We start from the raw sequence: 16354 nt of genomic DNA on the forward strand, positions 1-16354 counted from the left end.
TCGGTGCGGGCGGCGTCCGGGCGTTTATTCTCTCGGACCGCGTCCCACTATAGGCTGGACAAAACGGCACCGTACGGCGGGCCCGGGCGTGCCCGGAACCGCGGCGCGGGGCTACATTTCCGTACGACAGTGAGGGCAGCAATGAGTGAGATGCAGAGCGTAACCGTAGACACCATTCCCGAGGGCGCGAAGATCCTCGACGTACGGGAAGACTACGAGTGGGAAGCCGGCCACGTTGACGGCGCCCTCCACGTCCCGCTCGACCGGCTGCCCGAGGCCCTTGACGATCTGGACCCGGACCAGGACCTTGCCGTCATCTGCCGCACCGGCGGCCGCAGTGCCCGGGCCACCCAGTGGCTGGAAGCCAACGGCTACTCCGCCGTCAACGTAAACGGCGGGATGGGTGCCTGGCTCGAGGCGGGGAAGCCCATGGTGTCCGACAACGGGCAGGAACCGACCGTTAAATGACGCATGCCGCCGACACCCAGGCCGCCCCGCACCACCGCGGTCCGCTGGGGGAAACCGTGGTTTATGCCTACCTCGGCCCGGAGGGCACCTTCACGGAAGCTGCACTGCTGACCATCCCGGGCGCCCAGGACGCCGTCCGAATTCCGGCGCCCAGCGTGAATTCCGCACTGGAAATGGTCCGCTCGGGGCAGGCCACCGCTGCAGTCGTGCCGATTGAAAACTCGGTGGAGGGCGGCGTCAGTGCCACCCTCGATGCGCTTTCCGCCGGTGCCTCGCTGCGGATACTGAGGGAAATCCTGGTTCCCATCACCTTTGTCCTGGCGGCGCGCCCGGGGGTGGCCCTGGCGGATATCCGCACGGTTTCCACCCACACCCATGCCTGGGCGCAGTGCCGGGAATGGGCTGCGGGAAATATTCCCGAGGCGGAATATCTGCCCGCTTCCTCAACGGCCGCAGCAGCAGTTGAACTGAGCGAAGCCGATCCGTCCTTCGACGCCGCGATCTGCGCGCCGCTGGTGGCGCAGCGGCTCGGGCTGGAAGTCCTGGGGGAGGACATCGGCGATGTGCGCGATGCCGTCACCAGGTTCGTCATGATCAGCCTGCCCGGCCTGCTTCCCGAACCAACCGGCTCCGACAAGACCACCCTGGTAGTTCCCCTGCCGGAGGACCACCCGGGCGCCCTGATGGAAATCCTCGAGCAGTTCTCCACCCGCGGGGTGAACCTGAGCCGGATCGAGTCCCGTCCCACGGGTATGTTCCTCGGTGATTATTTCTTCAGCATCGACGCCGACGGCCATGTTGCCGATGCCCGGATGGCGGATGCGTTGAAGGGCCTGCACCGGATCAGCCCGGAACTGCGTTTCCTGGGGTCCTATCCGCGGGCGGACCACCGCGAGTCGGAGATACCCCGGCACACCAGCGACGAGGCATTTCGGGCCGCTGACATTTGGTTCGAGTCCCTGCTGAACGGATACTAGGGCTGGAAGCTGCGGCCGAACCGTTCCGCGGCGGGTGAAAGGGACGCATCATGGGCCGACTGCGGCGAAGCAACTGCGAACATCCCGGCTACTCCCGCCGGCGCTGGGGCAAGGGATTCAGTTACCGGGATGTCCGCGGAAACGTCATCACCGACCGCACGGTCGTGGCGCGGATCCGCTCGCTGGCCATTCCGCCGGCCTGGACGGATGTCTGGATCAGCCCGTACGCCAACGGCCACATCCAGGCAACGGGAACCGACGCCGCCGGACGCAAGCAGTACATTTACCACCCGCAGTGGCGTGAAATGAAGGACCGGGAGAAATTCGACCGCGCCCTCGCGTTCGCCCAGTCCCTTCCGGCGGCCCGCCGTCTGATCACCAAGCACCTGCGCGCCGAGGGCTGCAGCTCGGAACGCGCCCTGGCCGCAGCCCTGCGGATTGTCGACGCCGGCGCGCTGCGCGTCGGCGGCGCCCGGTATGCGGACGCCAACGGGTCCTACGGCACCACCACCCTGCGGATCGAGCATGTGCGGCTGGACGGAACCGAAGTGCGTTTCGACTTCCCCGGCAAGAGCGGCCAGGAGTGGCACACCTCCATCAAGGATGCCGACCTCGCGGCGGCCCTCGAACCGATGCTCCGCCGCCCGGACGCGGACACGGCCCTGGCCTACCTCGGCGCGGACGGCGCCTGGCACAGCGTGGATGCCGCCCAGCTGAATGCCTTCCTGAGGGAGGTCACGGGCGGAGAATTCAGCGCCAAGGACTTCCGCACCTGGCAGGCCACGGTGGTGGCGGCCATGTCCCTGGCCCGGATGGCGCCGGCAGCCGCTACCAACCGGGCGAAGCAGAAGGCCGTGGCAGCAACCGCACGCGACGTGGCGGAGCATCTGGGCAACACCCCGGCAATCGCCCGCAAGTCCTACATCGATCCCCGCGTGGTGGACCGCTTCTTCGACGGCCAGGTCATCCCCGTGACGGGGTTCTCCGCGTCGGAGACCGCAACCCGGAACATGCTCGAGGATTAACCGGGTGTTTCCGCCGGGACCGGCAATAAGTATGCTGATGGAAGGCGCGCGCAGTATTGGCGCACTGGACAACCACCACAAGAAGGAAGGTGCCGGCATGAGCGAGTACCCCAACGAACAAGAGCAGCTCAAGGACCCGAAGCCCAGCGGTGTTTCCACCAACGACGATAACTACCGCGGCGATGTCGGCGACCAGGGCAACGACATCCGCTTTGCCGAGGAAGAGGCACTGATCCGCGAGCAGTCCTCTCCCAACGAGGACGAAGGCAAGTACACCGCCACGGAAGGCGCCAAGACGGACGAGGACCGCGAAGGCGGTTACACCGACTCCGAGGGCACCCAGGACGGCAAGTAACGCCTTCCTGCGAAACGGCGCCGCACCCACCGGTGCGGCGCCGTTTTTATGCCTCCGGCGGCAGGGCGGGCGAGGGCGGCACCCGGACCAGCAGGGCTCCGGCGTCCACCTCCACCGCGATGGTGGTGGCGGGACCGGTCAGGTCTCCGTCGAGCTGGGTCTGCGTGGGTTCCGCGACGGTCACCGTGATTTTCCGGACCCGGTGGTGACGGATCACCGGAAGGTCCTTGGGATAGCGCGTCATCACTTTGCCTGCCACCCAGGCCCAGCCCAGGACGCTGCGCGGGCTAATGATGATGACGTCCAGCAGTCCGTCATCCACCACGGCGTCGGGAATGAAGTCGATGCCGGCAGGCAGGCGTCCGGTGTTGGCCACCAGCACGCTGTGCACCTTCTGTGACTGCGCCGGACCGTCGTCCAGGCTGACGGTCATCCGCGTGCGCCGCCCCGGCAGCAGTCGGACGCCGGCTTCGCTGTAAGCCAGCCAGCCCACCCGTTTCTTGAGCTCATCCCGGGTAGCGGCGATCACCTGGGCATCCAGGCCGATCCCGCCCATCACCAGGAAAGCGTTGTGGGAACGCCCGCCGGTGGAGGCATCTTCGAGCACAATGTCCGCCATGTCGATCCGCCGCACGTCCCCGTGCAGGGCGTTACGGATGTTTCCCGCCAGGTCCGCCACGGAGATATCCAGGTTCCGGGCCAGCAGGTTGCCGGTGCCCAGCGGGATCAGGCCCAGGGCGGCACCGGAATGCGCCACCGCGCGCGAGACTTCGCGGATGGTGCCGTCGCCGCCCGCGGCGAGGACGACGTCGGACCCGGACTCCAGCGCCTGCAGCGCCTGGAGATAGCCCGGGCTGTCCACGGTGGTTTCCAGGATCAGCGGCGGGTCCCAGCCCGCCAGCTCGCAGGAAGCCCTCAGCAGCGTCTCGGCGTCGGCAGCATGCGCCTTGATCGGATTGACGACCATTGCCACCCGCTGGTGGGCCGCTCCGCGCGGGGCGAACACCGCCGCGTCCGCCACCGCCCGCCTCCTGCTTCGGGTGCCGGCAATGGCCCAGGTTGCGGCGGAGGCCAACAGTGCGGCGACGAGGACAAGGAGGAGGGTAATTTCAACGGGCATGATGCCTCCCAGAATAGCCGCCGCCCTGCAAAGCCAAGGCCGGGCAGGTTTTGGGTACTCTTGAGACGTGATCGATGTAAATGAGCTCCGCGAAAACCCCGAAAAGTTCCGAGCCTCCCAGCGCGCCCGGCTGGCCGACGAGAGCCTTGTGGACGCGATCATTTCCGCTGATGCCTCCCGCCGCGACGCCCGGACCCGCTACGAGACCCTGCGCGCCGAGCAGAACGCGTTCGGCAAGCGCGTCGCCGCCGCCAAGGGCGAAGAGAAGCAGGCCCTCCTGGCCGAGGTGAAGGAACTGGCTGCCGCGGTGAAGGCCGCCGGCGCCGAAGCCGACGCCATCCAGGCGGAGTCCGATGCGCTGATGCGCCGGATCCCCAATCTGGTGTCCGACGGCGTTCCGGTCGGAGGCGAGGACGATTTCGAGGTAGTCAAGACCGTCGGCAAGCCCCGCGACTTCGAGGCCGAGGGCTTTAAGCCCCGCGACCACCTGGAAATCGGCGAGCTGCTCGGCGCCATCGACATGGAACGCGGCGCCAAGGTCTCCGGCTCCCGTTTCTACTTCCTGCGCGGCGTCGGTGCCCGCCTGGAACTGGCACTGCTGAACATGGCCATGGACCAGGCCGTGAAGGCCGGATTCGTCCCGATGATCACCCCTACCCTGGTCCGTCCCGAGACGATGCAGGGCACCGGCTTCGATGTGGCGCACGACGCCGAGATCTACCGCCTGGCCGAAGACGATCTGTACCTGGTGGGCACGTCCGAGGTGCCGCTGGCCGGCTACCACGCAGACGAAATCCTTGAGCTCGACGGCGGCCCGGTCCGCTACGCCGGCTGGTCCTCCTGCTACCGCCGCGAAGCCGGCTCGCACGGCAAGGACACCCGCGGCATCATCCGCGTCCACCAGTTCAACAAGGTGGAAATGTTTGTCTACACCCGGCCGGAGGATGCAGCGGAAGAGCACCAGCGGCTGCTGGCCTGGGAAGAGGAAATGCTGGCCAAGGTCGAACTGCCCTACCGGGTCATCGACACGGCGGCCGGCGATCTGGGCATGTCCGCGGCGCGGAAGTTCGACTGCGAGGCCTGGGTTCCCACCCAGAATGCCTACCGCGAGCTGACTTCCACCTCCAACTGCACCACCTTCCAGGCCCGGCGCCTGAACATCCGCGAACGCCAGGCCGAGGGCAAGGGCACCCGCGCGGTTGCCACCCTGAACGGAACCCTGGCCACCACCCGGTGGATCGTCGCCATCCTGGAACATCACCAGAACCCGGACGGCTCGGTTAATGTCCCGGCTGCGCTTCAGCCGTACCTGGGCGGCCTGGAAGTCCTTCCGGTCCTCTAGCTCCATCCCAGGCCGGCGGGACCGAAGGGCACTGCCCTTCGGTCCCGCCGTCGTTTACCCGGGCGCGCATCCGCGGTCCGGCGGTATGTCCTGTGGCGGCTGTCCTAGCCGCCTTCCTTACCGATCTGCTTAGATAAAACGATGACAACTTTGAGTACCGCTGGCATCGAAGACCAGCGAACCCCTGACAAGCGGCACCTGGTAGCCCTCGACGTAGACGGAACCCTCGTGGACCACGACGGCCACATGTCCCCGGGCGTGCGCGAGGCCGCACGAAAGGCCCTGCAGGCAGGGCATCACCTGGTGGTGGCCACCGGCAGGTCCTACGGGGCCGCGTTGCCCATCCTCGAACTCCTGGGCCTGACCCAGGGATACTGCGTGTGCTCCAACGGTGCCGTGACCCTGCGCCTGGACCCCACCCTCGAAGACGGCTACGAAGTGATGGACCGTGTGGTCTTCGACCCGAAACCGGCACTGGCCGCGCTGCGGGCGAAGCTTCCAACCGCAAAATTCGCCCTGGAGGACGCTGAAGGGCGCTTCCTGTCCACCGAACGCTTCCAGGACGCCAGCTTCGGCGCCGAAGCCCTCGCCGTGGACTTTGAGTCGATGCTGGAGGCACAGGCCGTACGAGTGGTTGTCTTCAGTACCGACAGCACCGCGGAGGAATTCGGCGACGCGGTGGAGGCGATCGGCCTGCACGGCGTGACGTACTCCGTGGGCTGGACTGCCTGGCTGGATATCGCCGCCTCCGGTGTTACCAAGGCCAGCGCGCTGGAACTGGTCCGCCGCCGGTTGGAAGTCGATCCGACGCTGACCATTGCCCTGGGCGACGGCCGCAACGACATCGAGATGCTGGACTGGGCCGCCCGCGGCGTGGCCATGGGACAGGCGCCGGACGAGGTCCTGGCAGCAGCCTCCGAGGTCACCGGCACGGTCTACGAGGACGGTGCGGCGAGCGTGCTGTCCAGCGTGCTGGACGAGGCCTAGCTCACGCCCGGTAGGGGAGTGCGGCCGGCGGAAGTGAGGCCGGGCCGTAGACCAGTCCCAGCAGCCGCGCGGCGGCCGGACGGGTGGCCCATTCTTCACTCCAGTGGGACCGGACCACTGCCTTACTCACGGCCTGCGCCGTGATTCCCAGTTCCTGGGCCACGAATTTCTGCTGCCCGCGCGCTCCCGGGGTCATCAGGTCCAGTACCTTCCACTCGGCCTCGGACCGAGCGGCCACAATCAGGCCCAGCAGGCGCAGCACGGCTTCCGCCTCCGCTGCCAGTTCCGCATCCGGCCCGTCCACCGCCAGCGGCACACGGTCGCCGGTGCGCTGGGCGCGCTCCACGGCACGCCGCGAGTAGACCAGTCCGTAGCCCCGTGCGTCCAGCAGATCGTCGGGGAGGGGAACCTGGAGCTCGCCGACGCCCACCCCTACGTGCCAGCGGCGCTGCCGGACCGCTGTCAGCGCGGCTTCCACAGCGGTGGCTGCATCCGTCAGCACCCCCTGGGCTTCGTCACCGACGGTGCGCTGGAAGGGAACGGCGGCAGGCAGATGCCGAAGGGAACGGATCAGGTCCGGAACCAGGTCCCCGACCTCCCGGGAGTCCCGCTGGTTGATGGTCAGCACAAAATGCATGGCATCAGCATGTCAGATCCCTGGGGAAAACAACCGAATCCGGTTGTGGCGCGCCCCAGCTGTAGTCGGGAGCTGTAGAGTCGGGCGCATGACCAGCCAAGACCAAGCGCCCGGCCCGGATCGCCGCCCGCTGCTTCGCCTGCTGTTCGGCGCGGGCGTTGTCCTCCTGGGCGTGTGGGCGGCCTGGCTGACCTCCAGTTGGATTGTCCTTGCGGCAGCCGTACTGGTGGCGGTTGTCCCGGCCAGGACCCATGCGGGAGACCTGCGCGCATGGGCGCGGCGCAGGGCACACGGCAACTGAGATTGCCTTAGTTAAACGCCGACGGCGGCCGCTCCCGCAAGGGGAGCAGCCGCCGTCGTACCGGCAAGCCGGTAGGAAGAACTAGTTGTTGATGGGGTTGGCGTCGACGTCGCGGCCCTGGGCCTCGTCCTCTTCGTGGCCTTCGCCGTGTGCCTTGAAGCGCTCCAGGGATGCCTTGACCTCGGCTTCGGCGTCCTCGCGGCCCGCCCAGTCAGCGGCTTCAACCCACTTGCCCGGCTCCAGGTCCTTGTACTTCGTGAAGAAGTGCTTGATCTCGTCGAGCAGGAAGTCGGAGACGTCCGAGATGTCCTGGATGTGGTTGAAGCGCGGGTCCACGGGAACGCAGAGAACCTTGGCGTCTCCGCCGCCGTCGTCAACCATGTTGAATACGCCGATGGGGCGGGATTCCACCAGTACGCCGGGCATCAGGTCGAAGTCCTGCAGCATCACCAGCGCGTCCAGGGGATCGCCGTCCTCGCCGAGGGTGTTCTCGAAGTACCCGTAGTGGGTGGGGTAGGCCATGGACGTGAACAGGACCCGGTCCAGGCGCAGGCGGTGCGTTTCGTGGTCAATTTCGTACTTGACCCGGGATCCCTTGGGGATCTCGATGGTGACGTCGAGCGTCATGGGCGTTTCGGGCATTGCGACTCCTCACTGGCGTGGCCCGCGGAGGAACCACTGGAAAGATTTGGCTGGCGATCATGCGCCGGCATGCCCCGCGACCGGAAAGATCGGGGCGGACGCCGGCGTCGGTCTAGTGTTAAAGATATATGTCCTGTGCACAGAACGTGTGCAGGGCCGGAACGGGCCGGGCAAGCCGGCGGAAATGAAAGAGTCGGTGGGACATGTCTCGGATGTTCTCCGGCACTCTGCTGGCCCTGGCCTTCGCAGTGCTGCTGGTTCCGCTGGCTTGCTATGCCCTCCCGCCGGTTGCCCAAGCCCTGACCGAACCGCGGCTGCAGCGCGCCGAGGTGGTTCCCGGCTACCAGCAGGCACCCGTGAAGCTCACGGACAGCGCGCTGGTGTCTGCTCCGAAGGCGTCGGACCCGATGCCGGATGCGGAGCAGCTGGGGCGCCTGCTGGACGCAGAACTGGCCGTGGACGGCAGCGGCACCTTCTCCGCCGTGGTGCAGGACGCGCTCACCGGCACGGTGCTTTATGAGCGCGACGGCGCCGCCGGGCTGGCCCCCGCCTCAAGCCTCAAGGTCCTGACTGCCGCCGCAGCGCTGTCCGCGATGGACGGCGGGACGCGCTTTCCCACCACCGCGCTGCCGGGGGAAGACCCCGGCACCGTGGTCCTGCGCGGCGGCGGCGATGTGCTGCTGACTGCCGGATTGTCGGACCCCGATTCCGTGGCTGGCCGCGCCGGGCTGGCCACCCTGGCCGAAAAGACCGCCGCGGCGCTTGCCGAAAAGGAAACCGCAGGCCCGGTGAAGGTGCTGGTGGATGATTCGCTGTTCACCGGCCCGGCGCTTTCGGACGCGTGGGGGGAAGCCGACGTCGCGGCGGGCGAGATCGCCCCGATCCATTCCCTTGCGGTGAGTTCGGCGTGGGCAGAGGAAGGCACCGGGCCTGGACCCCGCGTTGGCGACGCCGCCCTGTCCGCCGGGGAGTCCTACCGCGCCGCGCTGGCTGCCGCCCTGGCACCCAGGGGCATCGACGTCGAGCTGTCTGTTGAACGCGGCGCCGCTCCGGCAGGCGCTGATGCCCTCGCCGAGGTCCGCTCCGCACCGCTGGCCGAACAGGTCGACTACATGCTGCTGAACTCGGACAATTACCTGGCGGAGGTGCTGGCCCGGCTCAGCGCCGCTGCGACGGACCGGGAGGCATCCTTTGCCGGGGGAATCGAGACCGTTGCAGCCGAAGTGACCGCCCTTGGCGTGGACCCCGGAGCAATGGTGCTCGGGGATACCAGCGGCCTGTCCGGTGAAACGTCAGTGTCCGCCTCGCAGTTGAACTCGCTGATGCAGATCCTCCTCACCACTACCGATCCCGATCTGCGCGCTGTCGCGGACGGACTGCCCGTTGCTGCCCTGAGCGGAACGCTGGCCGGGCGGTATGACGAGACCGCCGATTCGGGAGCGGCGGGGATTGTGCGGGCCAAGACGGGAACCCTGCTGGCGGTCACCGCGCTGACCGGGTACGCCGCCGACGCCGACGGCCGGGTACTTGCCTTCACTTTCATAGCCAGCGGCCTGGACGGAAACACCCAGCAGGCACGGGATGCGGTGGATTCCGCCGCCGCGGTGCTGGCCGGGTGCGGCTGCCGCTAACGGCGGGCAGACGGTTCCTTCCCCCAAGGTGGTGTGGCGCCGGAAGCCAATGTGGTCGAATGGAGCAATGGAGAGCAACGAGCGAAGCCGTCCGACCCCCGTCCCCGCGCCTTCCGCCCCTGCAGGGCAAAATACCGACGCCCATCCGTCTGCCGGCGGGGCGCCGTCCCTGGTGAACTGGGACCTGGCGGCTTCCACCGCCGCGGCCATGGTGGCGCCCGGACCGAAGATGTCCGCCCGCGAGATCCGCGACGCCGTGGCGGACCTGCGGGCCGCCGCCGACGCCTCCGTTGCGCACGTCCACCGCATCACCGGCCTGGACGCCGCCCGGGACCTGCGGGACTCGGACGTGCTGATTGTGGACCGGGCCTCCTGGGCCCGCGCCAACTCGCAGAGCTTCTCGGTGCTGATGGGACCGGCCCTGCAGCACCTGGCCGAAACCCGGCCGGAACAGCTGGCCGCCGCCAACACCGCACTGGGCGGAACCATGACCGGCGCGCAGTTGGGCACTATCCTCGCCTTCCTCTCGAGCAAGGTCCTGGGCCAGTACGATCCCTTTGCCGCGCTGGGCGGCGTCGGCAAACCCGGCGGGCGGCTGCTGCTGGTGGCCCCGAACATCGTCACGCTGGAACGCGAACTGAACGTGGAACCCGCCGACTTCCGCCTCTGGGTCTGCCTGCACGAGCAGACGCACCGGGTGCAGTTCGCCGCCGCTCCCTGGCTGCGCGGGCACATGCTGGAGCAGATCAGCCAGCTCTCCAACGGCATGATGGACAAGGCGCAGACCATTTCCGAGCGGTTGGGCTCCGCCGTGAAGGCGCTGGCAGCACCCAAGGGCGGCGTGGACGCCGACGGCGTGCCGCACAAGTCCGTGGACCTGCTCTCCCTGCTGCAGGATCCGGAGGACAAGGAACGCCTGTCGCACCTGACGGCCGTGATGTCGCTGCTGGAAGGCCACGCGAACGTGGTCATGGACGCCGTGGATGCGAGCATCGTGCCCAGCGTCAAAACCATCCGGCAGCGGTTCAACAACCGCGGCGCCAAGCGCACCTGGATTGACCGCTTCTTCCGCCAGGTCATGGGGTTGGATGCCAAGATGCGCCAGTACAGCGACGGCGCGCGCTTTGTCCGCGCCGTCACCGACTCGGTGGGCATGGAAGGCTTCAACCGGGTGTGGGAGCGCCCTGAAAACCTCCCGACCGAAGCGGAGATCCACTCCGCGGACCTATGGATTGCCCGGATGGGACTGTAACTGAACGTGCTCGACGAAAACTCCAACAACTCCACCAACACCGGCTCCCCAGCGGACACCGCGGCACCTCCCGCCCGACCGGCGCCGCGGGTACGCAAACGGCTCCTTCCGACGCTGGGGGATGCCCGCAACAGCATCCGCGACACCCTGCGCGACGCCGGCCTGGCCCCGGGCGGAGACCATCCGCCGCTGATCCTGGTTGCCTGCAGCGGCGGGCCCGATTCCCTTGCCCTGGCGCTGGCCGCCTCGTTCTTCTCCCGGCGGGGGGACTACCGGGTCGGCGCCGTCGTCGTTGATCACTCCCTGCAGCCGGGCAGTGCCGACGTGGCCGCCTCCGCGCGGGGCAAGCTGGAAGGGATGGGCCTGGAGCCCGTCCTCGTCCGGAAGGTGGAAGTGCCGGCCTCCGGCATGGGACCCGAAGCGGCGGCACGGACGGTCCGTTATGCCGCACTGGACGCTGCAGTGGAGGAACTGGACGCCGACGCCGTCCTGCTTGGCCATACCCTTGACGATCAGGCCGAGCAGGTGCTGCTGGGCCTGATGCGCGGTTCCGGCACCCGGTCCCTGGCCGGCATGCCCGCTGTACGGGGAAAGTACCTGCGGCCCTTCCTGGGCCTGCGCAGGGAGCAGACCGTCGAGATCTGCGAGCACGCCGGGCTGGATCCCTGGCACGATCCCAGTAACCAGGATCCCGCCTACGCCCGGTCCCGGGTCCGTACAGAAGTGCTGCCGTTCCTGGAAGAAAAGCTGGGCCCCGGCATCGCCGAAGCGTTGTTCCGTTCCTCACGTATCCTCTCCGCCGACGCCGACTACCTGGACGCCGTCGCGGCGCAGGCCTTTGCGGAGCTGCGCGTCGCGGGTCCGGCCGGTGACGTCCCGGATTCCGAGGAGCTGCTGCTGCCCGAAGAGCAGCTGCGGAACCTTGCCCCCGCCGTCCGCCAGCGCGTACTGGCCCTCGCCGCGCTCGAACTCGGCGGTGCGCAGCCGAGCTACGAGCGCCTCGCGGCGGTCCAGTCGCTGCTGCGGCGGACCGGGTCGGCGGGACCCGTCCAGCTGGTGGGGAAAGTCAGCGTCTACCGCCAGCCGCGCGCCAAAACGGTTCACCACGGCGGCTCAAGCTATGGCAATCTTGTGTTTAGGAAAAAGAGCAGCACCTAACATCCAAAGCTGCAACACCTCGCACCCGGGAGTCATTCGTGGATTCACACGACGTCCAGTCAGATCTCAAGCACGTTCTCTACACCAAGGAACAGATCCAAACCCGGATCAATGAACTGGCGGCCGAAATTGACCGCGACTACGCCGGCCGCGACGTCCTGCTGGTCGGCGTGCTCAAGGGAGCCGTGATGGTTATGGCTGACCTCTCCCGCGCCCTGCACAGCCACGTCACCATGGACTGGATGGCAGTGTCCTCCTACGGCTCCGGCACGCAGTCCTCCGGCGTCGTCCGTATCCTCAAGGACCTTGAGACGGACCTGCTCGGCAAGCACGTGCTGATTGTCGAGGACATCATCGACTCCGGCCTCACGCTCTCCTGGCTGCGCGCCAACCTGGAATCCCGCGGACCGGCCAGCGTGGAAATCTGCACCCTGCTGCGCAAGCCGGATGCGGCCAAGGTGGAAATCGACGTTAAGTATGTCGGTTATGAAATCCCCAACGAGTTCGTTGTCGGTTTCGGCCTGGACTTTGCAGAGCGGTACCGCAACCTGGACTTCATCGGCACCCTCGCGCCGCACGTTTACGAATAACGGTTCCGGCCCCGTTCCTCCCGGTCACCTGCAGGGACCGTTCCGCACGCGCTGCTCTACGCCCTGAGGGAACTAAACCCTTCCCCGGACCGTGTTCTTCTGGGGGACCGTGTATAGCTAGTAGGTAAATTCCGCGCATACCAGCGTTGTTGACCAGGAGGGACGGGGCATTAGCCCTGACGACGAATGAAATCCAAGAACTTCTTCAAGGGGCCGGTCATTTGGATCGCGCTGGCATTGGCCGCTCTTTTGATCATCGTGCCGAGCCTTACTGCCACCAGGGCCACGCAAGTGGACACCAAGGAAGGCATCGAGCTTCTCGACCAGGACAAAGTCTCGCAGGCGAAGATCTATGACGGCGAGCAGCGGGTCGACCTGACATTGAATGACAGCGGCGTTGATGACAAGGGCGTCACTGACGTCCAGTTCTACTTCAGCACTGCGCGCGGCGAGGAAATAGTCCAGGCGGTCAACGATTCCGGGGCTAACTACACCGACCAGCCGGTGCAGACCAACTGGTTCACCAGCTTCCTCGGATTGTTCCTGCCGTTCATCATCATCGGCCTGATTTTCTGGTTCCTGATGTCCCGCATGCAGGGCGGCGGCTCCCAGGTGATGAAGTTCGGCAAGTCCAAGGCCAAGCTGACCAACAAGGACATGCCCCAGGTAACCTTCGACGACGTCGCGGGCGCCGACGAAGCCGTCGAGGAACTGCACGAGATCAAGGAATTCCTGCAGGATCCGGGCAAGTTCCAGGCCGTGGGCGCAAAGATCCCCAAGGGCGTGCTGCTCTACGGCCCTCCCGGCACCGGTAAGACCCTGCTGGCCCGCGCCGTCGCCGGCGAGGCCGGTGTGCCGTTCTACTCGATCTCCGGCTCGGACTTCGTTGAAATGTTCGTCGGTGTGGGCGCCTCCCGCGTCCGTGACCTCTTCGAACAGGCCAAGTCCAACGCCCCGGCCATCATTTTCGTGGACGAGATCGACGCCGTCGGGCGCCACCGCGGCGCCGGCGTCGGCGGCGGAAACGACGAACGCGAGCAGACGCTGAACCAGCTGCTGGTGGAGATGGACGGCTTTGACGGCAATACCAACGTCATCCTGATCGCTGCCACCAACCGGCCCGACGTCCTGGACCCGGCACTGCTGCGTCCGGGCCGCTTCGACCGCCAGATCGGCGTCGAGGCCCCCGACATGCAGGGCCGCCTGCACATCCTGCAGGTCCATGCCAAGGGCAAGCCGATGGCTCCGGGAGTGGATCTCGAGACCGTCGCGCGGAAGACTCCGGGCTTCACCGGCGCGGACCTGGCCAACGTCCTGAACGAAGCAGCGCTGCTGACCGCCCGCTCCAACGCGGACCTGATTGACGACCGCGCACTGGACGAGGCCATCGACCGCGTGATCGCCGGCCCGCAGAAGCGCAGCCGCGTCATGAAGGAACTTGAACGCAAGATCACCGCCTACCACGAAGGCGGACACGCCCTCGTGGCCGCGGCACTGCGGAACACGGACCCGGTCACCAAGGTGACCATCCTGCCGCGCGGCCGGGCACTCGGCTACACCATGGTCCTGCCGCAGGACGACAAGTACTCGATCACACGCAACGAGCTCCTGGACCAGCTCGCCTACGCAATGGGCGGCCGCGTCGCCGAGGAGATCGTCTTCCACGACCCCTCCACCGGTGCCTCCAATGACATCGAAAAGGCCACGTCCACGGCCCGCAAGATGGTCACCCAGTACGGCATGAGCGAGCGGATCGGTTCGGTCAAGCTTGGCTCGGGCGGCGGAGAGCCGTTCCTGGGCCGGGACATGGGCCAGGAACGCAACTACTCCGACCAGGTGGCCTACGTGGTTGACGAGGAGGTTCGGCGCCTGCTGGACAACGCGCATGACGAGGCGTACCAGATCCTCACCGAGAACCGCGACGTCCTCGACCGGCTCGCGTTGGAGCTGCTGGAGCGGGAGACCCTGAACCAGGCGGAGATCGCCGAGGTCTTCTCCGATGTGCGCAAGCGCGATGTCCGCGAAGTCTGGCTCTCCAAGCCCACTCGCCCCGTCCACAGCATGCCGCCGGTGGTTTCGCAGAAGGAACGGCGCCAGGCCAAGGAAATCGGTGCCCCGGATCCGGCCTCGGTTGCTCCCCAGGACCAGATTGCCGACGCCGACCTGCCGCAGGACTTCGATGTGTCCAGCAACGGCCTGCCCCAGGGCAGCGGGAACGGCAGCACTCCCGGCCGGAGCGGAAGCAACGGCAGCACGCCCCCCGAGGCGTAGGGCCGGGCGGCCCTGCGGGGGCCGCCCGGCATAGCCGGGGAACGAAGTACCGGCGCGATAGGATCGACCAGTGACGGATTTCGATGATGAACTACTGACCGCCGAAGCGGCAGCGGATTCCCCGGTGGATCAGCCAAGGATTGAACGGGCGGTCCGGGAAATCCTCCTCGCGATCGGGGAGGACCCGGACCGCGACGGTTTAAGGGAAACCCCCAGCCGGGTGGCCAAGTCCTACACCGAGATTTTCGGCGGCCTCCACCAGAGTCCCTCGGACCTGCTGGCCACCACCTTTGACCTGGACCACGAAGAAATGGTCCTGGTCAAGGACATTCCCTTTTATTCCACCTGCGAGCACCATCTGGTGCCGTTCCACGGCACCGCGCACATCGGCTACATCCCCTCCCACGAGGGTAAGGTGACCGGACTGTCGAAGCTCGCCCGGCTGGTTGACATCTACGCCCGGCGGCCCCAGGTCCAGGAGCGGTTGACCACCCAGATCGTGGACGCACTGATGACCAATCTTTCTCCCCGCGGTGCCATAGTGGTTATTGAATGCGAGCACCTGTGCATGTCGATGCGCGGGGTACGCAAGCCAGGCGCCAAGACCGTGACCTCGGCGGTGCGCGGCCAACTGCGCGAGACCGCGACCCGCGCAGAAGCAATGAGCCTGATACTAGGACGATAGGACCACCATGGATTCACTCGCTGCCGCACCCGGCACCGGACCGGCAACCTCCCCGTTGCCCGTACTGCGGCCCGCCCGCAAGGCGCGCAAGCTCTCCGACCTTCCCACCGACCGCACCCTGGTCATGGGCGTCCTCAACGTCACGCCCGATTCCTTCAGCGACGGCGGGCAATTCGCCGATACCGACGCAGCAATCCGTGCGGGGCTGAAGATGCACTACGAAGGCGCGGACATCATCGACGTCGGCGGTGAATCCACCCGGCCTGACTCCGTCCGCGTCTCCCCGGAAGAGGAGCAGGAGCGGGTCCTGCCCGTGGTCGAGGCCCTGGTCCGTGCAGGAGCCCTCATCAGCATCGACACCATGAATGCGGCCACGGCGGAAAAGGCGATTGGAGCCGGCGCCGCGATCATCAATGACGTGTCCGGCACCGAAACCGATCCTGGGATGCCCGGGCTTGTTGCTCGTACGGGGGTCTCCTACATCCTTATGCACAGCCGCGGCAACGTCCGCAGCAATGACCCCAACGCCAGCTACGCCGACGTCGTCGAAGAGGTGGCAGCGGAAATGCTGAAGGTCCGTGACCGGTTCTACGCCGCCGGTGCGGCCCCCGAACAGATCATCCTCGACCCCGGACTGGGCTTCTCCAAGGACGGCGAACACAACTGGGAGCTGCTGCGCGGAATCGACCGTCTCGGCGCCTTGGGCCACCGCGTACTTATCGGTGCATCCCGCAAGCGTTTCCTCGGCTCGCTGCTCACCAGCTACGGGAAGGCTGCCCAGCCGCTGGAACGCGACAACGCTACGGTCGCGGTGACCGCACTGGCGGCGTCCGCCGGTGCCTGGGCAGTGCGCGTGCACAACGTGCCGGCCAGCCTTGATGCCGTAAAAGTCGCCGCGGCATGGAAAGGGTAG

At 67.0% G+C, this 16354-nt stretch carries 17 protein-coding genes; 14 read left to right on the forward strand and 3 right to left on the reverse strand.

Translation table 11 applies throughout. The features are described 5' to 3' along the window. The first annotated feature begins 141 nt into the window (after nucleotides 1-141). Genes N2K99_RS00385 through N2K99_RS00400 form a run of 4 tightly spaced genes read left to right on the forward strand, consistent with a single transcriptional unit; the run spans nucleotide 142 to nucleotide 2825 of the window. A complete protein-coding gene (locus tag N2K99_RS00385; protein WP_227932633.1) occupies nucleotides 142-468 on the forward strand; it encodes a rhodanese-like domain-containing protein in 327 nt (108 codons plus the stop codon). Next, nucleotides 465-1445: a prephenate dehydratase gene (pheA, locus tag N2K99_RS00390; RefSeq protein WP_227920573.1), complete on the forward strand. Its 981-nt coding sequence runs from the start codon at nucleotides 465-467 to the stop codon at nucleotides 1443-1445. The genes N2K99_RS00385 and pheA overlap by 4 nt, the downstream gene beginning before the upstream one ends. A gap of 50 nt (nucleotides 1446-1495) precedes the next feature. Next, entirely contained in the window at nucleotides 1496-2470 is a 975-nt protein-coding gene (locus N2K99_RS00395; protein ID WP_227920576.1) for a DNA topoisomerase IB, read from the forward strand. A 37-nt stretch (nucleotides 2471-2507) separates the two neighbouring features. Beyond that, on the forward strand, nucleotides 2508-2825 hold the full coding sequence (locus tag N2K99_RS00400) for a hypothetical protein (protein ID WP_227920578.1): 318 nt from the start codon (nucleotides 2508-2510) through the stop codon (nucleotides 2823-2825). Nucleotides 2826-2871: 46 nt separating this feature from the next. On the opposite strand, the gene N2K99_RS00405 is transcribed toward N2K99_RS00400, so the two are convergent. Continuing rightward, nucleotides 2872-3945, reverse strand: coding sequence for a diacylglycerol kinase family protein (locus tag N2K99_RS00405; protein ID WP_227932632.1), 1074 nt, complete (start codon nucleotides 3943-3945; stop codon nucleotides 2872-2874). A gap of 67 nt (nucleotides 3946-4012) precedes the next feature. On the opposite strand from N2K99_RS00405, the gene serS reads away from it, so the two are divergent. Then, nucleotides 4013-5287: a serine--tRNA ligase gene (serS, locus tag N2K99_RS00410; protein ID WP_227920582.1), complete on the forward strand. Its 1275-nt coding sequence runs from the start codon at nucleotides 4013-4015 to the stop codon at nucleotides 5285-5287. Nucleotides 5288-5428: 141 nt separating this feature from the next. Continuing rightward, nucleotides 5429-6274, forward strand: coding sequence for an HAD family hydrolase (locus N2K99_RS00415; RefSeq protein ID WP_227920584.1), 846 nt, complete (start codon nucleotides 5429-5431; stop codon nucleotides 6272-6274). Between the two features lies 1 nt (nucleotide 6275). Here the strand turns inward: N2K99_RS00415 and N2K99_RS00420 are convergent, their stop codons facing one another. Next, the gene (locus tag N2K99_RS00420) at nucleotides 6276-6911 is read right to left on the reverse strand and encodes a hypothetical protein (RefSeq protein WP_227920590.1); all 636 of its coding nucleotides are present in this window, start codon (nucleotides 6909-6911) and stop codon (nucleotides 6276-6278) included. 88 nt (nucleotides 6912-6999) lie between these two features. Between N2K99_RS00420 and N2K99_RS00425 the strand changes: the two genes are divergently transcribed. Further along, nucleotides 7000-7212 carry a hypothetical protein gene (locus N2K99_RS00425; protein ID WP_227920591.1) on the forward strand — a complete coding sequence of 71 codons (213 nt, stop codon included), beginning with the start codon at nucleotides 7000-7002 and terminating at the stop codon, nucleotides 7210-7212. 81 nt (nucleotides 7213-7293) lie between these two features. Here the strand turns inward: N2K99_RS00425 and N2K99_RS00430 are convergent, their stop codons facing one another. Then, complete coding sequence (locus N2K99_RS00430; protein WP_227920953.1) at nucleotides 7294-7839, reverse strand: inorganic diphosphatase; 546 nt, start codon at nucleotides 7837-7839, stop codon at nucleotides 7294-7296. A 218-nt stretch (nucleotides 7840-8057) separates the two neighbouring features. Between N2K99_RS00430 and dacB the strand changes: the two genes are divergently transcribed. The 7 genes from dacB (at nucleotide 8058) to folP (ending at nucleotide 16354) form a co-directional block, all read left to right on the forward strand. Beyond that, on the forward strand, nucleotides 8058-9485 hold the full coding sequence (gene dacB / locus N2K99_RS00435) for a D-alanyl-D-alanine carboxypeptidase/D-alanyl-D-alanine-endopeptidase (protein WP_227920593.1): 1428 nt from the start codon (nucleotides 8058-8060) through the stop codon (nucleotides 9483-9485). Nucleotides 9486-9552: 67 nt separating this feature from the next. Continuing rightward, nucleotides 9553-10737: a zinc-dependent metalloprotease gene (locus tag N2K99_RS00440; RefSeq protein ID WP_227932631.1), complete on the forward strand. Its 1185-nt coding sequence runs from the start codon at nucleotides 9553-9555 to the stop codon at nucleotides 10735-10737. 114 nt (nucleotides 10738-10851) lie between these two features. Continuing rightward, a complete protein-coding gene (gene tilS, locus N2K99_RS00445) occupies nucleotides 10852-11895 on the forward strand; it encodes a tRNA lysidine(34) synthetase TilS (RefSeq protein ID WP_374200028.1) in 1044 nt (347 codons plus the stop codon). Between the two features lie 38 nt (nucleotides 11896-11933). Continuing rightward, nucleotides 11934-12485 carry a hypoxanthine phosphoribosyltransferase gene (hpt, locus tag N2K99_RS00450; protein ID WP_227920598.1) on the forward strand — a complete coding sequence of 184 codons (552 nt, stop codon included), beginning with the start codon at nucleotides 11934-11936 and terminating at the stop codon, nucleotides 12483-12485. Between the two features lie 186 nt (nucleotides 12486-12671). Then, nucleotides 12672-14756: an ATP-dependent zinc metalloprotease FtsH gene (gene ftsH, locus N2K99_RS00455; RefSeq protein ID WP_227920600.1), complete on the forward strand. Its 2085-nt coding sequence runs from the start codon at nucleotides 12672-12674 to the stop codon at nucleotides 14754-14756. A gap of 70 nt (nucleotides 14757-14826) precedes the next feature. Next, nucleotides 14827-15441: a GTP cyclohydrolase I FolE gene (gene folE, locus N2K99_RS00460; RefSeq protein ID WP_227920602.1), complete on the forward strand. Its 615-nt coding sequence runs from the start codon at nucleotides 14827-14829 to the stop codon at nucleotides 15439-15441. Nucleotides 15442-15448: 7 nt separating this feature from the next. Beyond that, a complete protein-coding gene (folP, locus tag N2K99_RS00465; RefSeq protein WP_227920605.1) occupies nucleotides 15449-16354 on the forward strand; it encodes a dihydropteroate synthase in 906 nt (301 codons plus the stop codon).

Origin of the sequence: Arthrobacter sp. zg-Y1110 (genome assembly GCF_025244865.1) — a bacterium.
Taxonomy (GTDB): Bacteria; Actinomycetota; Actinomycetes; order Actinomycetales; family Micrococcaceae; genus Arthrobacter_B.

What these genes read in the sequence shown, in the direction of transcription:
- dacB (WP_227920593.1), top strand. Translation starts at nt 8,058, where the DNA reads ATGTCTCGGATGTTCTCCGGCACTCTGCTGGCCCTGGCCTTCGCAGTG.
- N2K99_RS00440 (WP_227932631.1), top strand. Translation starts at nt 9,553, where the DNA reads ATGGAGAGCAACGAGCGAAGCCGTCCGACCCCCGTCCCCGCGCCTTCC.
- N2K99_RS00395 (WP_227920576.1), top strand. Translation starts at nt 1,496, where the DNA reads ATGGGCCGACTGCGGCGAAGCAACTGCGAACATCCCGGCTACTCCCGC.
- N2K99_RS00385 (WP_227932633.1), top strand. Translation starts at nt 142, where the DNA reads ATGAGTGAGATGCAGAGCGTAACCGTAGACACCATTCCCGAGGGCGCG.
- N2K99_RS00400 (WP_227920578.1), top strand. Translation starts at nt 2,508, where the DNA reads ATGGAAGGCGCGCGCAGTATTGGCGCACTGGACAACCACCACAAGAAG.
- N2K99_RS00415 (WP_227920584.1), top strand. Translation starts at nt 5,429, where the DNA reads ATGACAACTTTGAGTACCGCTGGCATCGAAGACCAGCGAACCCCTGAC.
- N2K99_RS00430 (WP_227920953.1), bottom strand. Translation starts at nt 7,839, where the DNA reads ATGACGCTCGACGTCACCATCGAGATCCCCAAGGGATCCCGGGTCAAG.
- N2K99_RS00405 (WP_227932632.1), bottom strand. Translation starts at nt 3,945, where the DNA reads ATGCCCGTTGAAATTACCCTCCTCCTTGTCCTCGTCGCCGCACTGTTG.
- N2K99_RS00425 (WP_227920591.1), top strand. Translation starts at nt 7,000, where the DNA reads ATGACCAGCCAAGACCAAGCGCCCGGCCCGGATCGCCGCCCGCTGCTT.
- N2K99_RS00420 (WP_227920590.1), bottom strand. Translation starts at nt 6,911, where the DNA reads ATGCATTTTGTGCTGACCATCAACCAGCGGGACTCCCGGGAGGTCGGG.
- ftsH (WP_227920600.1), top strand. Translation starts at nt 12,672, where the DNA reads ATGAAATCCAAGAACTTCTTCAAGGGGCCGGTCATTTGGATCGCGCTG.
- pheA (WP_227920573.1), top strand. Translation starts at nt 465, where the DNA reads ATGACGCATGCCGCCGACACCCAGGCCGCCCCGCACCACCGCGGTCCG.
- folP (WP_227920605.1), top strand. Translation starts at nt 15,449, where the DNA reads ATGGATTCACTCGCTGCCGCACCCGGCACCGGACCGGCAACCTCCCCG.